This window comes from Verrucomicrobiota bacterium (assembly GCA_019247695.1).
In the GTDB taxonomy this organism is placed as follows: domain Bacteria; phylum Verrucomicrobiota; class Verrucomicrobiia; order Chthoniobacterales; family JAFAMB01; genus JAFBAP01.
In genome coordinates, this window is record JAFBAP010000117.1 from 39,782 (window position 1) to 59,793 (window position 20,012).

Below are 20,012 nucleotides of genomic sequence, written 5' to 3' on the forward strand. Positions count from 1 at the left end.
CGAAGGGGCAAGAGAACCTAGCCCAGGGTTTACCCTGGGTAACCGTCAACTCACAATCGAGCCCTGAAGTGGCGGCAGAACCCGCGAGCGACGCCTTCTGCCGCCCCATCAGGGCTGGTTTGGGGGAAAACGCCTTCCCAGGGTGAAACCCTGGGCTAAGTTCCTTAGGCCCTTCAGGCCATCAAACCGTCTGCCGGCCCGTTGAGCCCAGACCGTTTATACGGTTTGGCAGGTCTAACGCCGGCAGGGCACCCGGGAAGGAAGACAAAATTTTTCCTCCATGGCCGTCGGGATGGCATAACGGGTACAAACTCGATCCTGTCTCCCCGCCGGGAAAAAGCGGTTCCGTCATTTGTGGCGTTTTTCCGCTTGTGGCATTTGTGGCATTATGGTTGCGGCATCGTGGCTCACCCGGTGAAGACTTCCTGGAGAAACTGCCGGAACTCGGCCGGACCGGCGACCCGGTAGCGCGCCTGGGTCGGCCCGTCGCCTACCTTGAAGGTCAGCAGGCGGGGCGAGTTTAGCCGGAACATGGTCTCGTCAGTCTGGTCGTCACCGGCACAGAGCGCGAGTCCATAATCCTGATCCTGCTCCAGGAGGCGGGCCACCGCGGCTCCTTTGTTTACCTCTGCCGCCGTGACCTCGACAATTTTCCGGCCGCGGCGCACCTGGATCGGCGCATTGGCAGTCAGCGCGACCAGTTCCTCCGCGAGTTCGCGTGCCTTCCAGGCACCGAATTGCGGATCGGCCTGGCGATAATGCCACACGAGCGAGGTGCGCTTTTCCTCCACGAAGCTGCCGGGGGTTGCCTCTTCGTACAGGTGCAGGATGGGGAGGAGTTCCGCTTTCCAGGCATAGCTGACGGTGCGATCCAGTTGCTCCCACTCCTTTTGGCCGTGCCGGCGCGCGCTGGCGCCGTGTTCGGCAATCAGGCTGAACGGATAAACGCCGAACCATTTCTCGAGATCTTCCTGCTTGCGGCCGCTGATCAGGGTAACGTCGGCGCCTGGGCGGTCCTGCAACTTACGCAGCAAGGCGTCGATCACGGGGCTGGGAGCTGCGGCCTGGGGGTCGCGTTCAATCTCCCGTAAGGTGCCGTCGTAGTCCAGGAAGAGGGCCAGGCGCTTGTTTTCCGAGAGAGCGTGCGTGATGGCGGCGCGGGCTTCCATGAGGTCGGACCCGGCGACCGTGGAGTCCGAAGCCGGGCTGGCAGCCAGATCATTGATGAAGGTCCGTGCCCAATGCTGCGCGTCATAACGCATCACGCGTTCCCGCAGGGGTTGGTTGCGCGCCCGCTTTTCATCGGGTGATAACATCAGGGCCGCATCCAGGGTTTCAGCGACGGCCCGCGCGTCGTACGGATTGACGAGGAAAGCGTTGAAGAGTTCCTCGGCAGCGCCGGCGAACTCGCTCAGGATCAGCAATCCCGGGTTGTCGCGCTGGCAGGCGAGGTATTCTTTCGCCACCAGGTTCATCCCGTCGATCAGGGGCGTCACGAGCGCGACGTCAGCCAGGGAATACATCGCGCAAAGGTCGGTGAACTCGACTGAGCCGTGGATAAAATGGATCGGGCTATTGCGCAGGGTGGCATACTTTCCGTTCAGCCGTCCAATCCCGGCTTCGACCTCTTCGCGCAACGCCTGATACTCCTCGATGCCTTCCCGGGAGGGCACGCTGACAAAGATGAACCGGACGTCGTCGGTGCGCTTCGAACCGGCCAGGAACTGGTCGATGGCTTCCAGGCGATGGAGAATGCCTTTCGTGTAGTCCATCCGTTCGACCGAGAGGACGATTTGCTTGCCTCCGTGAACGGCACAGAATTCCTCGCGACGCCGGGCGAACTCCGGTGAGTTGAGCGTTTCTTCAAATTTGGGCGCGTTAATCCCGATCGGGTACACGCCCAGCGCGGTTGAGTACCCGCCCGTGCGGATGTGGGTAAGTTCCGGGTCCAGGTCCAGGAGCCGCTGCGCCGTGGCGAAGAAATGGCGCAGGTAGCCGAAGGTGTGAAAGCCGATCCGGTCTGCGCCGAGCATCCCGGCGATCAGTTCGCGACCACGCGGGTGGCACCGAAAGATTTCATAAACAGGGAAGGGGGTGTGGAGAAAGAACCCGACCCGCAGACGAGGAGCGGCCGCCTTCAGCAAGGCCGGTAACAACATGAGCTGATAATCATGCACCCAGACCAGGTCATCGTCCTGCGCATTTTCGATTACCTTCTCGGCAAAACGCCGGTTCACGTTCTGGTAATGGTCCCACCACGCCGGTTCATAATGCATGTAGTTCGGCAGGTAATGCAGCAAAGGCCAGATGCTCGAGTTGGAAAACCCTTCGTAAAAAGCGTCCGTTTCTTCCTTTTCCAAAAAGACGGGGCTGCAGCCATGTTCGTCGCGTAACACGCGCTCGACCTCCTGCTGGCGCACCGGATCGGAGAAGGTGGCCCCCGGCCAACCGATCCAAGTCGTTTTGTACTCGTGTTTGGAAAGTCCTTCCAAAGCGGCCACAAGGCCACCCGAAGATTTCGTGATTTTATCCTCTCCGACTGTTACGGGGAGACGATTCGAAACGTTAATCAGGGTTGTTGGCATTCGGGCAGGGAACCGGGCTCCCGTGACGGTAACGCCGTTTCCGCCCTCGGGCAGTAATTTTTTGAAGTGCGCCGCCCGGTATTTGAGCCGGTGCCTCACCTACCGGTACGCTAGGGGAACGATCGGTTTCCCTTTAGGGCCGCCGAGGAGAGTGGGAATGCGCCGTCCGGACGGACAACCCGGGAACAGCCGGCAAAAGCGGTCGAAATGCAGTCCAGCCCCAATCGATGGGCCCGGGATCGCGCCGTCAATGCCAAGAACGACAGCCTGCACCAGCCGCCGGTACCGGCGAGTCTGGTGACCGTGATTCAACGCCTGGGTTTCACCCGGCGTTGGCGCCTGCGGGAACCGCCGCTCTCGCCAGGACGGTAATGGTGCCGGTCGCCTTGTTTACCCGGACCGCAAGCCTCTGCCAATCCAAGGTTTCGGGTCCTCGGTCAAAGCGGATGAAAACATCTCTGCCATGATCCGCAGCGTAGGTAACGCTCCAGGACGAATCCAGAGCTTCTGCGCCACGCGTCCGCTCAACGGCTTGTTGTACGTCGCGCATGAACCTCCGGGCAAAGTTTGCGCCGATCCGCACCGGCGCAAGAAGCCATTTCATCCATTGGGTATGCGACCATTCCGTAGCCTTCTTTAGCCGTGCACTCCTTGCACTGGGTACCGGGACGAGTGTTAATAGCGGAGCCATTATGTCAGGATGAGGAAGTAGCCTTGCCGAGCAGCTGTGAACGGCGTGTGCGGGGCAGGCTCGGATCCTATTACAAAAACTACTGACTCCTACGACATTGCAAGTCAGAAAGTCAAACCTTTGGAACTTATTGCGAGAGGACGAGAAAATCAGACGCGCCCTGGCGTTCTGCTGCAGGTACGCCGCCGGCATCCCCCGGGGTGGTTCCGGTGGACTACGGCTCAGAGGGCCGTGGAGGTCACCCCGTCAACGCTGAGGGGTGCTTCCGGCATACTTGACGGTCTGGTCACCAGGTGATGCCTGGTATGGAGTTCCCGGTTCACGCAAAGGAAATGGCGTATTTCCGGGGGATTGGGGTTGATGTGGAACGACCAGGCTCTATCGACCGCGGCTTTTTCGTCTTTCGTCAGCCGTTCCTGTTCCAGCAGGTACTCGGTCCAGGATGGCACGGTCATTTCGATGCGGTACGTGTTCACACGGCCGAGATCTTCGTGGAGCCGCCAGCTGAAGGCGCCATTGCGGAGATGAATCAGCCGGACCTCCCGTAGTGCATTGAGGAAGTCGCGACCGTTCTTGTGGTCGATTTCAAACTCGAACGTAACCGCGATCGGCCCGTCGTGCGGGTGCGGCACGTGGATGAGCCGGTGAGCGTGGCCCGCCGTGGGTGCGGGCTCGAAATCGAGTTTGCTCGTAAAGTCGATTGAGAGCTGCGACAAAAGCAGGAGGCTAAGCAGCAGGAGCACCGCCGCGGCGAGCAACGTCGATGGAGCGCCCCACATGGAGACGGCAGCGCCCCAGATGATCCCCCCGAGGGCGACTGCGCCCTGGGAGGCCATAATGACCGTCGCATTCATACGGCCGCGCGCCCAGGAGGGCATCGCCCGTTGCCCGGCTACCCAGAGCTCGGCGGCAGCCATGGTCCAGGCCGCCCCGGCGAGGGCAGCCGCGACCAGAAACAGTGCGTGGTTGCGCACGAGCGCCATGATCAGAAAAACAACGCCTACCAGGATGTTAGCGATCAGCGTGATGGCATTGGATGAAAACCTCCCCCGCGCCCAGGGCAGCACCGTGACTGCGGTAAACACCGATCCGATCCCCATGCAGGTGTAAACCAGCCCGAGACTTGAAGGGTCAATGTGCAGCTCCTTAAGCGCGACGATCGGCAGCAGCGCAGGGACGATCGAAATAAAGAACGCGAAGAGGATATTGCGAACCAGCACGACCCGGATCCCGGGCGCGTAACGGACGTAGCGAATCGCGGTGAGGAAGGATTCGAGGAAGTTTTCCAGGGGGAGGTTTGAAGGCGCCTTCTTGCGCCGCAGTTGTGCAATCGCAAAAATCAACACGAGAAAACAGCAGGCATTCAAAGCAAACACCGAATTTGCGCCGATAAAGGGCAGCAGGAAGCCGCCAAGGGCCGGCCCGATAATTCCCGAGATGTTCAGCTGCAAGCCACCCAGGGTGGCGGCGGAAGGCAGTTCCTCATTCGAGACGATCTCAGGCTGAATGGCGGTCCAGGCCGGCGAGTTGAAGGCGAACCCGACGCCGATAAGGAAGACGGCTGCGAGCAGGACGTAAGGATTAATCACGTGCAGCCACCCGGCAATGGCGAGGCCGCCGGCGGACACCGCGAGCCAGACGTTCATTACGCACATCAGCCGCTTGCGATCCACCATGTCGGCAAGCGCGCCGGCCGGCAGGGTAAACAGGAAGAACGGCAGCGAGGCGACCGTTGACATCAGCGACAGGAACAAAGGCGAAGTTGCCACCATGTTCATGGTCCAGGTTGCCGCGGTGTCGTGCGCTGCGACGCACGTGCCGGATATCAGGCTCGCAAGCCAGAGCGTGCGAAACGCCGGGTTTCGCAGCGCCGTCCAAGTGGATGATTGTTTCTTCACAGGTTTATCCTCCGTTGGGTCCCGCATGTTGCAGCATGGCCAGCCACTCGCTGTCCGATTCGACCGCGACGGCGCCTTGCTGCCGGGCCCATTCGATGAAACCAGGGGGGGCATTTTGGATGCCGAACACGTTGGCCTGTTTCATACTGGAAATTTTCCGCCACCTGGCATCCCGCCAGTCGCTCCGGCGAAGGTCTGCCCGGGTAAGGTTAGCATTCTCCAAATCGGCCTCGGCAAGGCTGGCCCCGTTGAGGTCTGCATCCTCAAGGTCAGCTTCGCGCAGGTCGGCGCGCTGCAAATCGCCGCCGCGCAAGTTCGTCGAGGCCAGCGTCGCGTACTGCAGGCCGGTCCGAACCAATTTGCAGTTTCGCATGTCGGCGGCACTCAGATTGGCGCGCAGCAGGTTGGCATGTCCTAGGTCAATGCCCATAAGAAATGCGCCGCTGACGTCGACGCCGACCAGTGGAACCTTGTCGGCCGCCAGTTCCTCAAGCGCCTCAATCCGGCCGCCGCTGCCCCCCTTGGACTGGGCGGAGTTGATGACCTGCCATGCCTGGTAATGCTTCTGTTTAACACGGTCGCCGCTCTCCGCGAAGTAGGAAATGACGGCGATGAGGATCGACAAGGTGCCCAGGTATTCCAGCACCTCCAGGAAGGCCCAGCCGCTCAGCCAATAGGCAACCCAGGTCCATCCCCACTCGAACCCGTATAACGGTACCAGCCAACCGTGTCGGGCTCGGGTCCGGTGGCGGGCCCACGGCTCAGGTCGCGTTCTCCGTTTGAACACCGGCATAACTGCGGGCGCTTAGCTCCGATCAAAGCTCGACGTGGCGTCACGAACCCGGCCGGGAGCGCCGATTCTCCCCGGAGCGGCCTTCCCGGTCCGGCGCCAGCCGATCCAGGCGTCGATGGAAAACCGGCCCGGGCCGAACGCGAGCACAATGAGCGCAGCCAGCAGGAAGGGAAACGGGGCGGCCTGCACAAACTTGTCAGGATCACTGAAAATGTGGGTCACCGCTTCGAAATCCGCCGCCAGGTAGGCGACGATCATGTTTATCGTGACCGCGAGGGCGGCAAGGCGGGAAGCCAGTCCCGCAATCAGGAGCACGCTGCCGAACGTTTCGACCGCCCCCGCCAGAAAAGCATTAAACATGGGAAACGGCAGACCGAGGCTGGCGAAATACTCGGAAACTTTTGGAAGGTTGGTAAGCTTACCTTGTCCGGTGAGAAACAGCTGCCAGAAAAAGTAGAGCCTGAACGCGAGCAGCAGGGGTGAGCGCAGCAGGTTAGTGCAGCGGACGAGCAGGTCGTAGCCGCGCCCGGACAGGTCAACAAACGTGTTCATACTGAAGGCAAGAGGTATTTGCGCGCGGGGTGAGCGGGCCGGGTGCATCCGCTCTGCGCCGCCTTATGAGGGCCGGCCGTAACCGGCAGGTAATAGCCATTTTGTGACCGGAATGGTTTCATGAGGCGCGCCAAAACCACCCGAGAGCTGACCAGTGATTGAACCATTCCCTGAGCCGGGCCGGCCAGTCTGTTTCCTGCCGCTCACTAGCCTCCAGTGCCAGCACGCAAGCCGTTTCCACGGTTTCGCCGCGGCCCAGGGCCGACAGGATGGCGAAAGCCTCCGGTTCAAGCCGTTTGAAGTAGATCTGGTTCTGGTGTCGATGGACGGCAAGGTAGACGCTCTGTTGAGCCGGCAGGCGCGGCGGCCGCCGTCGTTTGGGCGTCGTCGGGACCGAGCCCACGGCGTTGCTTGCCTCTTTGCGCAAGCCTTCGGATTCCCGCGCCTTGACCGCCAGCAGGAAGTCGTCCACGGCGTAATCCAGTTCCAGCAATGAAAGGTAGGGTTGCAGGTTGAGCCGCAGCCGGTCAGGCGGCAGATCAAGCACGTCATCAGGTGAAATCGCCGGTTTGGACGGCCCGTCAAAAGCCACGACCTGCGCCCATTCAAAGCGGACCATCTCGAGGGCCAGTTTCTCGCGGGGCGCGGCCCAGTGCGGTTCCTCGCGCAGGAAGTTCTCCAGCCGGCTGCCGAGGTCGCGTAAACTGTAAGAGGTTGATGGGTACCGCGCCAGGTAGGCCGTCGCAAGCTTCATAAACGCGCGCTGCCCGACGACGGCGCGAAAGCCGGGATAATCGTCGTGCAGGCAATCCAGCAGGCGGAACCAATATTGGCGATTATAGATTTCAAGCCGCTCAAAAGAACTCAGCCGGTCGTTCGGCTTGATGAATTCACCGGCCACTTCGTCCATGGCCCGGCCGTCCATCCACCGTTTCTGCATGCCCCACCCGGGGTCAAGGGGTCGAAACAGCGCGGCTGCCATCACGCGTTGCAGTTCACGCAATTGGGTGCGGGAACCGATTTTACGCGGCGGTCGAGGTGAGTTGTTGCTCACTGAACCGGCTGGCTTTGAGCGCTTCATGGTGAACCTCGTCAAAGGAGGGAATTCGGTCATCCCATTCCAACAAGGTCGCAGTGGGTCCGACCTGCTTCAGGGCGTGCGCGTACAACCCCCATACCGGATCAAGCACCGGGTGATCGTGGGTGTCGAGCGTATATTTTTCGAACTTCGAATGACCGGCGATATGGATCTGGCCGACCCGGTGATGCGGGATATGGTTCAGGTAGTCGTACGGATTGAAGTTATGGTTCTGGGACGAGACATAGATGTTGTTGACGTCCAGGAGGATGCCGCAGTCGGCCAGTTCCACCACCTCGCTCAGGAACTCCCATTCGGTCATTTCGGAGGCATGGTACTCGGCATAGCTGCTGACGTTTTCCACGCAAATGGGCACTTCCAGGTAGTCACGGGCCGCCCGGATTTTCTCGGCCGTGTGCCGCGCGACTGAAAAGGTGTAAGGCATCGGCAGCAAGTCGTGGGTATAACGGCCGTCGATGCTGCCCCAGCAGAGGTGGTCCGAGAGCCAGGGGGTATGAGTGCGCTGGACCAGGCGCTTGAGGCGCTTAAGGTGCTCGCGATTAAGTTTGTCGGCTGAACCGAAGTAAATAGCCACGCCGTGCTGAACGACCCGGTACTGTTCGAGGATGGCGTCGAGGACTTCGAGCGGCCGTCCTCCGTCGACCATAAAGTTCTCCGAGATGATCTCGAACCAGTCGACGACCGGTTTGTTGGCGAGGATATGGCGGTAGTGCGGCACACGCAGGCCGATGCCGATGCCGTACTCGGTAAAGCCGTTGAAAGTGTTTGCAGGCATGTCTGCGGATCGGTTGGGAACCGGTGACGGTTCGGCTGCGGCGGGAGCCGAAGGTTTGCCTTCCTCTCCCGCCGCGCCGTCGACCGGTCTGAATGGGGGGTTACTGCGCCTTGCTGCCGTCGGTAGCGCAGCCGCCTTTACCCTTGCAAGAATTCTTCCCCTTGCAACCATTGTCGCTGCCCTTGCACCCGCCTTGCCCCTTGCAGGCGTTCTTGCCTTGACAGGAATGTTTGCCCGCCGCTTGGTCGTCAGCCAGGGTGTGAAGCGTGAAGCCCGGCGGCGCCGTGACGCTTGCGGCATAGGCGCGCACGGCTGTGGACCCGGTTAAGAGGCCGGCCATGGCCGCCCCTGCGATCGCTGCTTTGGATGGTTTGATCATTGGTCGCTTTTTTGTCTTGGTGATTTGTAGTTTCGGCCTAAACGAGAGAGCTCAAGGGGAAAAAAACAACTGCAAGCCTGGGCTGGCCTCTCATTCGTCCTCTTCAGAATCAGAGCTAACCCGGGCGTCCGTATTCCGCGCGGCGAAAGTTTTTTGTGCCATTCGCGCCGGACCGGCCGGCCACAACGTAAGAGTTCACACGGTCACACGGCGGGCACAGCGGGTGTGGCGGGCACAACGTGAGAGTTCACACGGCGAACACGGCGAGCCACGGCGAACACGGCGGGAAGACAGGAATCATCCGCAGAACACGCAGAAGAACGCAGAAAAAGATCCACGAAACCGGAGCTTGACACCGGCAGCTCGCCCCCAGGATGCCGCTCCGAACTCCGAACTCCGAACTCCGAACTCCGAACCCCCTCCTCTTCCCGCCGTGGTCGCCGTGGACCGCCGTGTTCGCCGTGTGAACTCTTACGTTGTGCCCGCCGTGTGACCGACGCCCGACACCCGGCACCCGCAAATGCCTGATTGCGGCGGCGAAGGTTACATGCTAGCCTGCGGCAAAAGGAGGGTCGGCGATGGAACCTGTTTCGCAAGGTGAACTGCTCGTCGAAGACTGTCCCCAGGAAGATGTATTGAGTCGCATTCGAATCCGGCCCGTTCGAATCCTCGTCCCGATTGACTTGGAGAGTGCGCCGGCGGCCGTTCTCCGGTATGCGTCAGGCGCGGCGTTGAAATTCGGCTCCGAGTTGGTCCTTTTTTATGCGTTTGACGATCCCGAGTGCCGGCATGCATCGCGCGTGGAAAAGCAACTTTGGAAGTATCTCTCGGCCGTCCGGACCCGGCACCCGACGGCGCGCCTTTTCGTACGTGCCGGGGTTGTCGGCGATGAGGTCAAAGCCGTGGCCGCGTCGGTCGGGGCAGGTTTGATTGTGATGTCGCGCGATTATTATCACCGGTTTCTAAGTTGGATGGTGCGGGAAGAAGCCGGCCTCCTTACGATTCAGGGTATGCCGTGCCCGGTGGCGCTGGTGGACGCTCCGGATGCCGCAACTGACGGTGCCGGAGGAGAAGCGAGTATTGTCCCGGCCTTCGGCGGCAGTCCGGGAACCTCAATCATGCTCACAGAGCAGTCCCCGGAGCACCCGCCTGCGATGGTGCGGTACGCCGTATGGTCGTTGTCGGCGCGGTCGCGATTAAGAGATAGAGATGCACGCACCCGGCTGAATCGAGGCAGGTTTCGAGGACGGCATTGCATGCATAACGGCTGAACCCGGACGGCGCTGCACGAGGTGTCCAGCCGCTGCCTTAACCGCGCTCTGAAGGATGTTTCGATGAAGGTATCTTTTCTCTCGATCGGGATTGACGTGGCCGAAGCCGTCGTGGAAGTCTTCGCTTCTGAGGCGTCTCCGGACCCCGAGCGATCTGAAGGTGCCGGCGTTCACATTCTCGCTTCGATCCCCCGACATTATCGTGCGGAGGTCGCGGTCGTTTTTGGATCGCCTGCCGCTCGGGAAACCTTGGCTCAGGTACAAGACGGGAATCCCGCGGGCCAACTGCCCGAAACGTTGTCCTCGTTCCTCGCGCAATCGGGACGGCTCGGAATAAAAACGGTGCTGGCACGCGGCGCGCTGGTTGCTCTGCCCGCGCTCGCGGTACTGGTTGTGCCAAGGATTGCAAGAGCCGCGCTCCCTGCAGCCGGAAAAAGCACCCGCCTGCGGAGCTGGGTGAGGGGACTCCTGCCCGCTCCGCCGCCGCGCCTTCCTCCTTCCGGCGCTTGCACCCCTTCTCGAAACGGTTGAGCCCGTCTCTGCCGGATCGAAGCGGTGTTTCGTCGTTGATGAAGCGGCCCGCGATGCCAGGCAAGCTAGGGAGCATCGTCCGGCTCATTCCATTCGCCGGGACCGGACGCGCCTTCGGAGCGCAATTTTCGCAACTCGTCGCTGACGTCTTCGACCTGGTTCCACACGTCGCGGTCGACATAGATCGGCGCACCCTGGCGGGCGGCCAGAGCGATACAGTCACTCGGCCGCGCATCCAGTTCGAGCAGACGCTTGCGCAGCAGTTCATTCTCCGCCGTCACCACGAGAGTCGCGAAAAACGTGTCGTGCTCGAAATTGTTGATGACAACCCGCTCCAGTTTTGCGCCGAGCGCGCGCAATACCGTCGCCACGAGTTCGTGGGTAAGGGGACGCTCCGTCGGTGTGCCCTGAATGGCGAGCGCGATCGCAACGCCGACGCTCTGATCCACCAGGATCAGGAACACCTTTTCGGCGTTGCCTAAAAACACCGCGCAGCCCCCGTCCGCTGCGGCCAGGGCGCGGACCTGCACTTCGACCACGGCATTACTACTCATGAGGCATCCCCGGTTCGGCTCCCAACCCAGGACCGGCTTCCCCGGCGCACGCTACTCGGGACCCGTGGAAAATTCCGCGACCAGATATTCTTCCGCTTTGGTCAGCTCAAACTGATCAATCAGGTAGTAGCGGCTGCCAAAATGCTCACGCTTTTCCCCGATCAGCAGTGGGTCCAGCAAAGCGGATGCCGGCAGGGGCAGAAGTTCACTTTTCCACCGGTGCTGCTGGTCGACAACCAGGTAAAGGTTATCGAAAAGTTCTCGCGCCCGAAGGGCCTTTTCCCGGGTCTCTTTCGGGAGCAGCCCATCAAAGGTCGCCGTCAGCGAGAGGACCTTGGCGGGAAACCACTTGCTCACGACGCCGGCCGTGATCAGAAACCCCGTAATCAGGGTGGCGAAAAATGCGGCGCTGCAAAGGATCAGCACCTGGAAGATCGCGTCGGGCCCCTGAGCTGACGAAAAAGCCGGGTCGTCCATCAGGTGAGGGCCGGCGAGCAGACCGACGAGGGCCGCCGCCACTGCCGCGAGCAGGAGGTAGCAGAAGCTGGCTGCCCGATGGGCATTCAGGTTGCGCTGGTTGAGTGACTCGATAAACTTCTGGGCCCTGGAGAATGGAAGGTGGTTTGCCAGGTTGAGCGTCGCGTCGTAAGACGGCTTCCGCTCGAGGCCGATCTCGGCGTGAAGTTCATGGCTCCCTTCAAGATTAAATACCGCGAAGACCGGCAGTTCCGCACCGGTTGCCTCGTCCCGATAGGTTTGGTTCAGGCCTGAGGGGTCGAATTCGAGATAGGGAAGGCGTTTCCAAGGCGCTTTGGCGACCAGCGTCCTTCCTTGTTTGCTGTTTGCCTCGAGCGCGAAAAGGCCTTTGTCCGCCTTTTCGATCAGGCCGGCAGGCCGGCAATGGTTTTCTCTGAGGAGGGTAAGCTTTTGGCTCATACGGTTTTTAGAGCAGGGTTAAATTTCGGCCGGAACGGCCTTCAGAGTGGGCGTTTTGAAGTTCAGCGGGCTTTTGGAACTGCACGAAATCTCGGTTAATGGCGGAGGAACATAGCTGGGATTTGACCCGGCCAAGCTTCGGTTACAGCTAATCCGGACGGTACCACGCGCTTATCAGAATGAGAAGCAGTTTGCGCGATTCTCATGAGCGGAACGCCCGTCCGTTGGTCGGTGCGCCCGGACCGATTCCTCATGGACAGCGCTGCGTCCCGGCGTGACCGCCGGCCGGCGGGGCGCCTTGGTCTTTGGAAAATCTTTTGGAAAACGTGGAAAAACGCCAAACCCGGAACAAACAGTGCCGATTTCCCAAGGTATCGTTATGCGCCGGAAATCCTGGGCTTTCGCCCTTTGTGCTGCCGCTTATCTCACCATCGTCGGCGGGCTCACCGCCCTCAACTGGACGCAAACCGGCTCGATCGGTCCCGAACCGCGGCGGGACGGTCCCGAATGGGAGATCATCCGGACCTTGTCCCCGTTGCCGGAAACGCCGCCACCGGACACGACCAATGCGTTCGGGGACGATCCACGTGCCGCCAGGCTCGGCCAGATGCTGTTTTTCGAAAAAGGAATCGCGGGGCCAATCATCACGGGTAACGACGGCCACAACGGCGGCCTGGGCCAACCGGGCCAAACGGGCAGAATTGCCTGCGCGTCGTGTCACCAACCGGATTCAGGCTGGATGTTCGATGTGCGTTCCAATACCGGTGTACCGCAGAATCCGCACGCCACCGCGCTCGGTGCAACCTGGACGGTCCGCAACGTGTCGAGCATCATTAACACGGCTTATTACCACATCTGGCACGAGAACGACGGCGTCTCCGACTCCTCATGGGCCGATGCGCTTACGGACCCGGAGGATTATCACTCCCAGAACGGCAGCCGCCTGCAAGTCGCTCACGTTATCTGGAACAAGTATCACCAGGAGTACGACGCAATTTTCTCTCGCTCGCCGGCTCCGCTTGATCCCCGGCTGGATCCTCAGAACCCGCACGCAGCCGATTTCCCGCCGACCGGAAAACCGGGCGACCCGCAATGGGAAGCCATTCCTGACGCGGACAAGGACATCATCAACCACATTTTTGCAAACTTCGGTAAGGCGATCCAGGCTTACCTGCGTCGCTGCATCAGCCGGAACGCCCCATTCGACCGCTACGTGGCCGGCGATGACGATGCGATCAATCATTCCGCCAGACGCGGGTTGATGCTCTTCGTAAGCCAGCGGGTTAACTGCGTTGCGTGCCACTCCGGGCCCCTGTTCAGCGACAGCCAGTTCCATACCACCGGCCTCCACGTCAACACGGACCTTTCGCCGCATGCGGACCCGACGGAACTCGGCCGGTTCTCCGCCCTGCAGTTGGTGCTTTCGGACGCGGAGGGCACCACGGGCGAGTTCAACGTGAACAGCGAGTACAGCGACAATCCCAACACAGGATTTCTCACGGGCCTCGTCCCGACCGACGCGGATAAAGGCAAATGGCGTACGAAAGAGCTGAGGCAGGTGGGTGTGACGGCCCCTTACATGCATACCGGCCAGATGCCCACGCTGATGGACGTCATTAACTTCTACGACCGCGGAGGCGATCCGGCGGGAAGCTTCTTCGGAACCAAGAGCCCGTTGATGCACCCGCTGAACCTGACGCTGGAGGAGAAGTACGACCTGATTGCGTTTCTGAATACCCTTACGGGGGATCCGCTTCCTCCCTACCTGACGCAGGATACATCAAAGCCGGACCATTTCGCACCTCTGGATGATAACAACCCGCGCGACCGGCAAGGCACGCCACGGCACCGGGGCGACGGACGGCGGTAAAGAATGCCACGAATGGGGGAAGGTTACGGGTGCCGGGTGCCGGGTAACTGGTAACGCGTAACTCGTAGCTGGTAATGGGTGGCATTCGGCCACACGGCGACCACGGCAGGGAAGACTATGATCGCCTTTCAATGCCAGGGCCTGACACTCGGCACCCGGTTCGCACACAGTGCTCCGACTACCGCCCGTTACCAGCTACGAGTTACGCGTTACCAGTTACCCGGCACCCGGCACCCGGCACTCATAACCTTGCCCCATTTGTGGCATTTCACTCGGCGCTGCCTTCCCGGATGACGGCCTGAATCCGGTCCTGCACGGCGTCGGGCGGCACTTTGAATTTCGCCCGATCGTAAGTCATCAGCCCATTTACTTCGCCTTCCACGTCCGTGAGTTGCGTATAGATGGCGGCCCCCAACCCCTCACGGGCGAGCTCGCGGACGCGCGAGACGCCATCCAGAAATGCCTTTTTCAGCTGGGCTGCGTCCCTGAGTTCTTCATACCTCCAAAGGCCTTTATGCTTCCAGACGTGCGGCATAAACCCTTCCCCTTCAAGACCGGAATTACTGATGCCCCGGCCGCCGTATTCGCCAAGGACAATGACCCGGTTCAGGACGACATTCGGGTCAAGGCCGGCCACCTTGCCGAAGGGAACCTGGCCCTCGCGCTGGTAGGGTGAATTGTAATCGTGCTCATCGAACAGGTCGCCGCAACGCCGGTCGTTCCAGCCGCTGGCGTCATCCACGAGGCGGGTCGGGTCCCAACGCTTGAACAGGCCCGTAACACGCTGCGTATCGTACTGGCCCCATGCCTCGTTGAACACGGTCCAGATGATGATCGAAGGATGGCACGAGAGGGTCGCAACCATCCGCTGCATCTCCGTTTCAATCTGCGCCTTGGCTTCCGGGGGGCGTGCAAAATCCGGGTGATTCACCGTATGAGCGCTGTCGAGCACCGGGCTCAACGCCGGGAAATCCTGCCATACCAGCAAGCCCAGGCGGTCGGCCCAGTAGTACCAGCGGGCCGGTTCGACCTTGATGTGCTTGCGCACGCAATTAAATCCGAACCGTTTCTCCACCTCCAGGTCGTGTCTGAGTGCCGCGTCGGTCGGGGCCGTGTAGACGCCGTCGGGCCAGAAGCCCTGGTCGAGGGGACCGTAAAGGAAGATCGGATGATTGTTGAGGTAGAACCTGGTGATCCCGTGCGCGTCCTTGCGCCTCTCAATCTTCCGGAAACCGAAGTAGCTGGCGACCCGATCGGGGCCGAACGTAACCTCGAGGCCATAAAGAGCAGGGTGGCCGGGACTCCAGGCTTGCGGCGCAGGGACGGACAGGTGGACCGGCGCATTCGCCGGGCCCTGCTCCTCAGTTAGTCGCCGGCGGCCGTCGGGACTTTGCACGGCGACGGTGACCGGGCCATCGCCGCCTTCGGTGAGGACCGTGACGTCGACTTTTCCGGAGTCAAGGTCGGGATGCACTTCCAAGTTGCTGATGTACTGGCCGGGGACCTGCTCGAGCCACACCGTCTGCCAGATGCCGCTGACGGATGTGTAGGTAATGTCATGAAAAAAGTAGTCCGGGTCGTCAGCCAACAGCGTCTGTTTGCCTCGCGGCTGGTAGCTCTGGTTGTGCGGAGCCGGTTTGTTCTCGTCCGCTCCGGTCACCGGCTCGCCCTCGTCGGTCGCATCGAAAACCTGGACCGCCAGACTTTGGGTGTCGCCGTCACGCAGGAAAGGGGTGAGGTCAAGGGTGAACGGGTCGTACCCGCCCGCATGAATGCCTGCAAGGGTGCCGTTCAGAAAGACGACCGTGCGCCAGTCGCAAGCCCCGATATGCAGGAGGAGGTGGCCGCCGTCGGCCGGGCGCATGGCCGTGAAATCGCGGTGGTACCAGAGGTAATTGGCGCCGGTGAACCGTTTCTGAACGCCGCTGAGCGAAGATTCGATGCAGAACGGCACGAGAATCGTGCCTTGCCAGGAGGATGGCGGCTTGACGGCCTGGCTGCCGGTGACGGCGTAATCCCACAAACCGTTCAGGTTCTGCCATTGCGCCCGTTCGAGTTCCGGCCGGGGATATTCGGGCAGGACCGATTCGGGGCGGACCTGGTGGGCCCATCCGGTTTTCAGGTTGTCTCCGGCGGGCCGCCACCCTTGCGCGAAGACCGCTGCCGTCCAGAAGTAACAGAGCAACAAGATCGGGATCAGCCGGTCGCCCGGGCGCGGAAAAAGCGCGACAGGGTCATGCGCCCGCCGACCGGTGACGAAGGGCCCGAACCTACGCTGCGTGAGGGAACGGTTGACCATACAATTCAGAGTTCGATCATCAGGTAGATCCGGCCGGTTGCCTTCCACCCGTTTGACGATTTATCGGCTTGCGTTGGGTCGAAGGTCCGAAACCGGGACTGCCTGCATTTGTTCCGCCACGAAGGGCACAGCAGGCGTCCCGACGCAGGAACCCATGCAGATTCCTCAGGATATGCGCGGCTTGAAGGGGGAAACCCCGGCCCCATCGATCGTGCTCGACTGGTGATTTCCAACCGCTACCGGCACGCCGGGCGAAACCGGGGAGCCGAATTGAGGCAGACCGTCGGCATCCCAGGTAAACCCCTGAGCGCGAATGTTTCGGTCGCGCCAGCCGTGTTTCAGACGCGTTTTGGCGTGGTAGAATATCAGATCGCCGCCGTGGTGCGTGGTGATGAAACTGCAATGGCCGATGCCCCAGACTTCGGGTGTGGGTTCAAATACCGGGCCGATTTTCCGCCAGGCGGCGCGGTCCAGGAAATCGCCGTGGCGGTTGACGATCAGGCCGAGGCAATGGTCCGGGGTCCATGACGCGCTGGCTGAATAAACGACGCAGGTCACGCCGTTCCGCTGCAGCAACGCCGGGCCTTCACAAACGGGTGCGCCCCGCCTTTCCCAGGGTTCCCCCGGTTCGGTGAGGAGCGTGCGTGCCTCTTTGACGGTAGCGGGGTCGCTCATTTCCGCGATGTAGAGGTTCTGCGGCCCCGGGCGTGGTCCCGGCCAGCCTGACCAGAGAAGAAAAAGCCGGCCACGCGCGTCACGGCCGAGGGTGCCGTCGATGGCCCAGCCGCCCGTCTGCAGCACGCCGCGGGAACGGTATCGGCCGGCGGGATCGCTGCCCGCCGATTCGAGCACCCAAAGACGATGGTTGCGGTTGCGCCCGTCGTCCGCGGCGTAGTAGATGAACCATCGGCCGTCGACAAAGTGTAATTCGGGCGCCCAGACGTGTTTCGAATTCGGGCCGCGACGGGGCGCGGTCCAGACGACCGTGGGTTCGCGGCGATAAAGCTCGATCACGTCGGGCGCTGAGCGCACGTACAGCACGCGCCCGTCGGTGCTGATGGCGTGGTAAATCCCATCCCGAAATACGACGTAGGGGTCTTGCGAAGGTTTGGGCAGGAGCGGGTTTACGAAAAACGCACCGGGCGCCGGGTGATTCATTCTGCTGGTTTCAAGGTTCGTCAAGTGACGGCCGCGGTGCGCCGGCCTCGCCTTCTTACAGTCACAGGAACGAGTCGGCCAGCCGGGCGGTGTTCTGGGCCACCTTGAGCAGGAGGGGCCGGCCCTCCCAGTTCTCAGGCGTCAGCACGTCACTATCGGCAAAATACTTTTCCTGGAGGGTCCTGAGGCTGGCGACCACTTCCGGATCATAGATCACCAGCATGATCTCCGCGTTGAGGGCGAAGGAACGGATATCGATGTTCGTTGAGCCGACCAGGGCAACCGCGTTATCGACGGTCAGGTGTTTTGCATGCAGAAAGTGTGGCCGGTAGAGATGAATTTTCACCCCGGCATCGATCACAGCGCCGTAGTACGCCCGTTGGGCGAACTGGGTGAAGGTCTGGTTCGCGTGCAACGACAGCACCAGGTGCACGTCCACGCCCCTCAGAGCAGCCGAGCGCAGCGCCTGCAGAAAGACGTCGTCCGGGACAAAGTATGGCGTGGTGATCACGACCCGTTCACGAGCCGCGTAGAGCAACGCGATGATGAGTTCCTCGGCGTTCTCGCGGGCATACCCTGGTCCGCTCGGCACCACGTGGGCGGTCGATGTCCCTTTGCCGGTCAGCGCGGGAAACAATTCCTTCTCCGGGATCCGCGCACCGGTCTCAAAATAATGGTCGGCAAGAAAGACGGACTGCAATTGGGCAACGACCGGCCCGGTGAGGCGGACGACGAGTTCCTCGTTCGGGTAATTCTTGACGAATGCAGGATCAGCGATGTTCTGCGAGCCGGCGTAACCGATGCGCCCATCGACAACGGCCAGTTTACGGTGGTTGCGCAGGTCGAAGCGCGCCGCATTTCGCCGGAAAAATCCGACCGGGAGGGCGGCGTGCACTTCGACGCCGGCGGCGCGCAGCCGTGGTGCGAGCCGCCGGAGCGCCCGGCGCGATCCCACGGCGTCCAGCAACACGCGGCATGTGACGCCGCGTTTTGCCGCCTTGATGAGGGCGGCGGCAACCTGGCTGCCGGTGGCGTCCGGCTCAAAGATGTACGAGAGCAGGTGCACGTGGTGCCGGGCCGCCTCCACGTCGGCGATAAGCCGGTCGATTGACCCCTGATACTCAGGCAGCAACTCAACCGAGTTACCCCCGAATGGCTCGAAGTCTCCCAACCGGGTCGCAAGATCAGCGACCGGCAGCAGATTGGGCGGCAGATCGGGCGCGGCCAGCAGGCTCCTGGCCACCTGGGCCTGGGCCAGACGGATCATGCGGGACGCGCGCTGTTGCTGCGCGAGCCGGTGCTTAGGCAGCCGGATACGGCCGAACAGCGCATAAAGGAACAGGCCCGGCCACGGCAATAGAAAAATAAGAAGCAGCCAGGTCCGCGATGCCGCCGTGCTCCGTTTCTGCGGTACGTAGACCAGCATCACCACCCGGACAATCCATGCACTCAGGAGATAAAGGACGCCCTTCTTGACCATCCGCGCGACTAAAGCAGGAACGGGGCGCCAGCACAATGTTCCGGATCATTCCCCCCTGATCAGCCGCTAAAGCCGGATCAAGGATAGCGGCGAGCAAGCGGCCATCCTCGTTCCCTCGGATACCCTGGGGAAACGCGTAAGCGGCACACCGGCAGGCCGGAACCGGCGCTACATCATCGGGGGCATCGCCGGCGGAAGATTAGGCTTGTCGCTCGCGATATCCTCGTCCCCCGATTTCTCCGGCTCATCCTCCACGGAAGACCTGACGACAGGTTTTTCCTTTGCGATTTCGTCCAGGGGCAGATCCTTTTCCGCAGCTTCATCCTGCCGGTCGGTGCTTTCTCCTTCTGGTGCGTTCATTCGAACCTGACCATATAACCTCAGGCGATCGGGCGTCCATTCCGAAGTTTGATGGTCCGGCGACGGGTCTTGACCGGAGAAACGGCCGATCCGACAGTCCGCCGCCTCCCTTCCCACGCCCCATGCCGCACCGGACACCCGACACTCGACACTCGACACCGGCACCTGCTATCGGGACTGCGTAGATTCCTTGAGGCGCAGGTAACCGTGGTTACAGGCATCCGAGATCGCAACGGACGACAGGATGGAAGCCAGGAGCCGGGTAGGCCGCGGCGCAAAGACCAGCCCGAAAGCCAGCCCGGTCGCCACCCAGAGCCCGATGCAGTAGGGGCAGGTGACCATATCTCCGATTGCCCGCTGCAACCCCTCGCCGCGGGCATCTTCCTCCACCTCGCCGGAGCCGGCGGCCTTTTCAAACCGCGTGAACGGTGCGCGTAATCCGCTCGTGACCTTGTCCTTGGTGATCAGACGGCTGAGCCGGAAGGTTGCCACACCGATCAGGCCGACATCGGCAAGCGCGATCTTTTCCGGCACCGCCGACGCCCGGTGTGCCGCTCCCAGTAACATCGAAAACACCGTGGTATACACGGCCGCCAGCGCGCCGTAACCCAGCAAGGGTTCCCCCGAATCGCCATAGCCGCCGAACAGTTTCTGCGCGGCCGGCTTCACGTCCAACAACTTCGCATCCATGATAAATGCTCTTCGTTTGGCGGTTCCAGAATGGATGACTTTAGAGCCGAATCGCCGGGACGGATCCCTTTGGCGCTGGGGGGGAAACCGG

Annotated in this window: 18 protein-coding genes; 3 read left to right on the plus strand and 15 right to left on the minus strand. The window is 61.5% G+C overall.

Translation table 11 applies throughout. From position 1 onward, the window contains the following. Positions 1–407: 407 nt before the first annotated feature. The 8 genes from JO015_14150 to JO015_14185 all read right to left on the minus strand — a co-directional run bounded on the left by JO015_14150 (position 408) and on the right by JO015_14185 (position 8,772). Positions 408–2,585, minus strand: coding sequence for a bifunctional alpha,alpha-trehalose-phosphate synthase (UDP-forming)/trehalose-phosphatase (locus tag JO015_14150; protein ID MBW0000239.1), 2,178 nt, complete (start codon positions 2,583–2,585; stop codon positions 408–410). Positions 2,586–2,907: 322 nt separating this feature from the next. Further along, a complete protein-coding gene (locus JO015_14155; protein MBW0000240.1) occupies positions 2,908–3,189 on the minus strand; it encodes a hypothetical protein in 282 nt (93 codons plus the stop codon). 308 nt (positions 3,190–3,497) lie between these two features. Continuing rightward, positions 3,498–5,174: an MFS transporter gene (locus tag JO015_14160; protein MBW0000241.1), complete on the minus strand. Its 1,677-nt coding sequence runs from the start codon at positions 5,172–5,174 to the stop codon at positions 3,498–3,500. Positions 5,175–5,178: 4 nt separating this feature from the next. Continuing rightward, on the minus strand, positions 5,179–5,967 hold the full coding sequence (locus JO015_14165) for a pentapeptide repeat-containing protein (GenBank protein MBW0000242.1): 789 nt from the start codon (positions 5,965–5,967) through the stop codon (positions 5,179–5,181). 12 nt (positions 5,968–5,979) lie between these two features. Beyond that, complete coding sequence (locus JO015_14170) at positions 5,980–6,519, minus strand: DoxX family protein (GenBank protein ID MBW0000243.1); 540 nt, start codon at positions 6,517–6,519, stop codon at positions 5,980–5,982. 118 nt (positions 6,520–6,637) lie between these two features. Next, entirely contained in the window at positions 6,638–7,600 is a 963-nt protein-coding gene (locus JO015_14175; GenBank protein ID MBW0000244.1) for a putative DNA-binding domain-containing protein, read from the minus strand. Continuing rightward, entirely contained in the window at positions 7,542–8,393 is an 852-nt protein-coding gene (locus JO015_14180) for a DUF692 domain-containing protein (GenBank protein ID MBW0000245.1), read from the minus strand. Before JO015_14180 ends, JO015_14175 begins: the two co-directional genes overlap by 59 nt. Before the next feature lie 100 nt (positions 8,394–8,493). After that, positions 8,494–8,772, minus strand: a complete 279-nt coding sequence (locus tag JO015_14185) for a hypothetical protein (GenBank protein MBW0000246.1) — start codon at positions 8,770–8,772, stop codon at positions 8,494–8,496. Between the two features lie 578 nt (positions 8,773–9,350). Here JO015_14185 and JO015_14190 point away from each other — a divergent pair. Further along, the gene (locus tag JO015_14190) at positions 9,351–10,043 is read left to right on the plus strand and encodes a universal stress protein (GenBank protein MBW0000247.1); all 693 of its coding nucleotides are present in this window, start codon (positions 9,351–9,353) and stop codon (positions 10,041–10,043) included. A 63-nt stretch (positions 10,044–10,106) separates the two neighbouring features. Further along, complete coding sequence (locus JO015_14195; protein MBW0000248.1) at positions 10,107–10,574, plus strand: hypothetical protein; 468 nt, start codon at positions 10,107–10,109, stop codon at positions 10,572–10,574. Between the two features lie 65 nt (positions 10,575–10,639). Here the strand turns inward: JO015_14195 and JO015_14200 are convergent, their stop codons facing one another. Both JO015_14200 and JO015_14205 read right to left on the minus strand, forming a co-directional pair. After that, on the minus strand, positions 10,640–11,128 hold the full coding sequence (locus tag JO015_14200; GenBank protein MBW0000249.1) for a bifunctional nuclease family protein: 489 nt from the start codon (positions 11,126–11,128) through the stop codon (positions 10,640–10,642). Positions 11,129–11,179: 51 nt separating this feature from the next. Continuing rightward, complete coding sequence (locus JO015_14205; GenBank protein MBW0000250.1) at positions 11,180–12,064, minus strand: hypothetical protein; 885 nt, start codon at positions 12,062–12,064, stop codon at positions 11,180–11,182. Positions 12,065–12,419: 355 nt separating this feature from the next. On the opposite strand from JO015_14205, the gene JO015_14210 reads away from it, so the two are divergent. Continuing rightward, the gene (locus JO015_14210) at positions 12,420–13,934 is read left to right on the plus strand and encodes a hypothetical protein (GenBank protein MBW0000251.1); all 1,515 of its coding nucleotides are present in this window, start codon (positions 12,420–12,422) and stop codon (positions 13,932–13,934) included. 268 nt (positions 13,935–14,202) lie between these two features. Here JO015_14210 and JO015_14215 read toward each other — a convergent pair whose 3' ends face one another. The 5 genes from JO015_14215 to JO015_14235 all read right to left on the minus strand — a co-directional run bounded on the left by JO015_14215 (position 14,203) and on the right by JO015_14235 (position 19,921). Beyond that, entirely contained in the window at positions 14,203–16,233 is a 2,031-nt protein-coding gene (locus JO015_14215) for a beta-galactosidase (protein ID MBW0000252.1), read from the minus strand. A 165-nt stretch (positions 16,234–16,398) separates the two neighbouring features. Next, complete coding sequence (locus JO015_14220; GenBank protein ID MBW0000253.1) at positions 16,399–17,391, minus strand: glycoside hydrolase family 43 protein; 993 nt, start codon at positions 17,389–17,391, stop codon at positions 16,399–16,401. 61 nt (positions 17,392–17,452) lie between these two features. After that, complete coding sequence (gene cls / locus JO015_14225) at positions 17,453–18,817, minus strand: cardiolipin synthase (GenBank protein MBW0000254.1); 1,365 nt, start codon at positions 18,815–18,817, stop codon at positions 17,453–17,455. Between the two features lie 222 nt (positions 18,818–19,039). Next, positions 19,040–19,231 carry a hypothetical protein gene (locus tag JO015_14230; GenBank protein ID MBW0000255.1) on the minus strand — a complete coding sequence of 64 codons (192 nt, stop codon included), beginning with the start codon at positions 19,229–19,231 and terminating at the stop codon, positions 19,040–19,042. Between the two features lie 168 nt (positions 19,232–19,399). After that, the gene (locus JO015_14235) at positions 19,400–19,921 is read right to left on the minus strand and encodes a DUF1360 domain-containing protein (GenBank protein ID MBW0000256.1); all 522 of its coding nucleotides are present in this window, start codon (positions 19,919–19,921) and stop codon (positions 19,400–19,402) included. Positions 19,922–20,012 lie beyond the last annotated feature (91 nt).

Excerpts from the sequence above, each read along its gene's own strand:
- JO015_14175 (MBW0000244.1), bottom strand. The coding sequence starts at position 7,600 with ATGAAGCGCTCAAAGCCAGCCGGTTCAGTGAGCAACAACTCACCTCGA.
- JO015_14235 (MBW0000256.1), bottom strand. The coding sequence starts at position 19,921 with ATGGATGCGAAGTTGTTGGACGTGAAGCCGGCCGCGCAGAAACTGTTC.
- JO015_14190 (MBW0000247.1), top strand. The coding sequence starts at position 9,351 with ATGGAACCTGTTTCGCAAGGTGAACTGCTCGTCGAAGACTGTCCCCAG.
- JO015_14215 (MBW0000252.1), bottom strand. The coding sequence starts at position 16,233 with ATGGTCAACCGTTCCCTCACGCAGCGTAGGTTCGGGCCCTTCGTCACC.
- JO015_14200 (MBW0000249.1), bottom strand. The coding sequence starts at position 11,128 with ATGAGTAGTAATGCCGTGGTCGAAGTGCAGGTCCGCGCCCTGGCCGCA.
- JO015_14155 (MBW0000240.1), bottom strand. The coding sequence starts at position 3,189 with ATGAAATGGCTTCTTGCGCCGGTGCGGATCGGCGCAAACTTTGCCCGG.
- JO015_14150 (MBW0000239.1), bottom strand. The coding sequence starts at position 2,585 with ATGCCAACAACCCTGATTAACGTTTCGAATCGTCTCCCCGTAACAGTC.
- JO015_14220 (MBW0000253.1), bottom strand. The coding sequence starts at position 17,391 with ATGAATCACCCGGCGCCCGGTGCGTTTTTCGTAAACCCGCTCCTGCCC.
- cls (MBW0000254.1), bottom strand. The coding sequence starts at position 18,817 with ATGCTGGTCTACGTACCGCAGAAACGGAGCACGGCGGCATCGCGGACC.
- JO015_14205 (MBW0000250.1), bottom strand. The coding sequence starts at position 12,064 with ATGAGCCAAAAGCTTACCCTCCTCAGAGAAAACCATTGCCGGCCTGCC.
- JO015_14195 (MBW0000248.1), top strand. The coding sequence starts at position 10,107 with ATGAAGGTATCTTTTCTCTCGATCGGGATTGACGTGGCCGAAGCCGTC.
- JO015_14165 (MBW0000242.1), bottom strand. The coding sequence starts at position 5,967 with ATGCCGGTGTTCAAACGGAGAACGCGACCTGAGCCGTGGGCCCGCCAC.
- JO015_14180 (MBW0000245.1), bottom strand. The coding sequence starts at position 8,393 with ATGCCTGCAAACACTTTCAACGGCTTTACCGAGTACGGCATCGGCATC.
- JO015_14170 (MBW0000243.1), bottom strand. The coding sequence starts at position 6,519 with ATGAACACGTTTGTTGACCTGTCCGGGCGCGGCTACGACCTGCTCGTC.
- JO015_14230 (MBW0000255.1), bottom strand. The coding sequence starts at position 19,231 with ATGAACGCACCAGAAGGAGAAAGCACCGACCGGCAGGATGAAGCTGCG.
- JO015_14185 (MBW0000246.1), bottom strand. The coding sequence starts at position 8,772 with ATGATCAAACCATCCAAAGCAGCGATCGCAGGGGCGGCCATGGCCGGC.